This is a genomic window from Actinomycetospora sp. (assembly GCF_055612215.1).
The window spans coordinates 1-1,980 of record NZ_JBVPVA010000031.1; the positions used below are offsets into that span (position 1 = coordinate 1).

The 1,980-nt window shown below is 75.8% G+C and carries 3 protein-coding genes; all 3 read right to left on the reverse strand.

Translation table 11 applies throughout. The features are described from left to right. Nucleotides 1-167 (reverse strand): aldolase/citrate lyase family protein (locus AC0CYZ_RS00635; RefSeq protein ID WP_472211044.1); only part of this gene is annotated, 167 nt, incomplete at its 3' end. Further along, nucleotides 164-1,378, reverse strand: coding sequence for a CaiB/BaiF CoA transferase family protein (locus tag AC0CYZ_RS00640; protein WP_472211038.1), 1,215 nt, complete (start codon nucleotides 1,376-1,378; stop codon nucleotides 164-166). The genes AC0CYZ_RS00635 and AC0CYZ_RS00640, both read right to left, overlap by 4 nt. Then, on the reverse strand, nucleotides 1,375-1,980 hold a 606-nt coding region (locus AC0CYZ_RS00645; protein WP_472211041.1), incomplete at its 5' end, for an IclR family transcriptional regulator. The genes AC0CYZ_RS00640 and AC0CYZ_RS00645, both read right to left, overlap by 4 nt.

Sequence of the window (1,980 nt, forward strand, 5' to 3'; positions counted from 1 at the left end):
CCGGCGACGGTGCCCCGCGCGGCGTCCTTGGCGCCGGGCGCCACGGCGTCCTCGAGGTCGACGACGACCGCCTCGGCCGCCCCCGACCGCGCCTTCGCGACGAGGTCGGCGCGGTGCCCGGGGACGTAGAGCCAGCTGCGCGCGACCCCCAGGCCTGCCGCGTTCACACCGCTCCGTTCGCCCGCAGCCGGGCCAGCCGCTCGTCGGAGACGCCGTACCGCGCGAGGACCTCCGCGGTGTGCGCACCCAGCGGCGGACCGGAGGTGCGCACGCGGCCCGGGGTCTCCGACAGCCGGAACGGGACGTTCTGCATCCGCACCGGGCCCAGCTCGTCGTCGTCGACCGTGACCACGCTGTCCAGGGCGGCGTACTGCGGGTCGGCGAGCACGTCGGCGGCGGTGTAGATCGGCGCGACCGCGGCCTCGGCCTTCTCGAACGCGGCCACCACCTCCACGCGGTCGCGCTCCGCGATCCAGTTCCCGACGGCCTCGTCGAGCTCGTCGGCGAGCTGCGCGCGGGTGGAGCCGGCGGCGAACCACGGCTCGTCGATCAGCTCGGGGCGCCCGACCAGGCGCATCACCCGCTCGGCGATCGACTGCGCGCTCGTCGAGACCGCCACCCACTGCCCGTCGGCGCAGCGGTAGGTGTTGCGCGGGGCGTTGTTCGAGGAGCGGTTGCCGTGGCGGGGCTGCAGCTCGCCGAGCTGGTCGTAGGCGATCAGCTGCGGGCCGAGCACCGTGAGCAGCGGCTCGATGATCGCCATGTCGACGACCTGCCCCCGCCCCGAGCTCTCTCGCGCCCGCAGCGCCGTCATGACCGCGAAGGCCGTGGTCAGGGCGGTGATGCCGTCGGCGAGACCGAACGGCGGCAGCGTCGGAGGACCGTCGGGCTCGCCGGTGATCGCGGCGAACCCGCTCATGGCCTCGGCGAGCGTGCCGAAGCCCGGCCGGTTCGCGTACGGGCCGGTCTGGCCGAACCCGGTCACGCGGGCGACGACGAGGCCCGGGTTGCGCTCCTGGAGCACCTCCGGGCCCAGGCCCCAGCGCTCGAGGGTGCCGGGACGGAAGTTCTCGATCACCACGTCCGCGTCCGCCGCGAGCTCGCGGAACACCTCCTGGCCCTCCGGGGTGGAGAGCACCAACGTGATCGACTTCTTGTTGCGGCCGAGCATCTTCCACCAGAGCCCGACGCCGTCGCGCTGCGCGCCGTGGGTGCGCGACGGGTCGCCGCGCGGGTGCTCCACCTTGATCACCTCGGCGCCGTGGTCGCCGAGCAGGGTCGCGGCCAGCGGGCCCGCGAAGAGGGTGGCGACGTCGAGGACCTTGAGCCCGGCGAGCGCCCCGTCGGGCAGGGCGGTGGGGTCGGCGGTGCTGGTCACGGAGCCGTCCTTCCCGCCGCGGCGGCGGCGGACGTGCGGCGCGGGTCGGCGCCGAGGCGGAGGGAGACGCGGTCGGCGACCGCGACCACGCGGGGCGCGATCGCGGCGACGAACTCGTCGGTGACGCGGTAGCGGGGCCCGCACACCGAGATGGCGCCGAGCACCTCGCCGGAGACCCCGAACACCGGGGCGGCCACGGAGCCGGCGTCGGCCTGGCGCTCCCCGGCCGAGGCCGCGTAGCGGCGCTCGACGATGCGGTGGAGCTCCTCGCGCAGGGCGTCGGGATCGACGACGGTGCCCGGGGTGAGGGCCGCCAGCCCGCCGGCGAGGACCTCCTCGCGCTGCTCGGCGTCGAGGAACGCGAGCATGCACTTGCCCGAGCTGCCGGCGTGCAGCGGGAAACGGCGGCCGAGCTCCACGGTCATCTTGATCTCGTGGGTGCCGACGACCTGGTCGAGGTAGACGCGCCCGTGCGGCACCGGGGTGGAGAGCGTGACGGTCTCGTGGGTGGCGTCGCGCAGCTCGCGCAGCAGGGGGAGCGCCGCGATCCGCAGATCGGACTCCCGCAGCGCCCGGGCCCCGATCGCCGCCGCCGCGGGCCC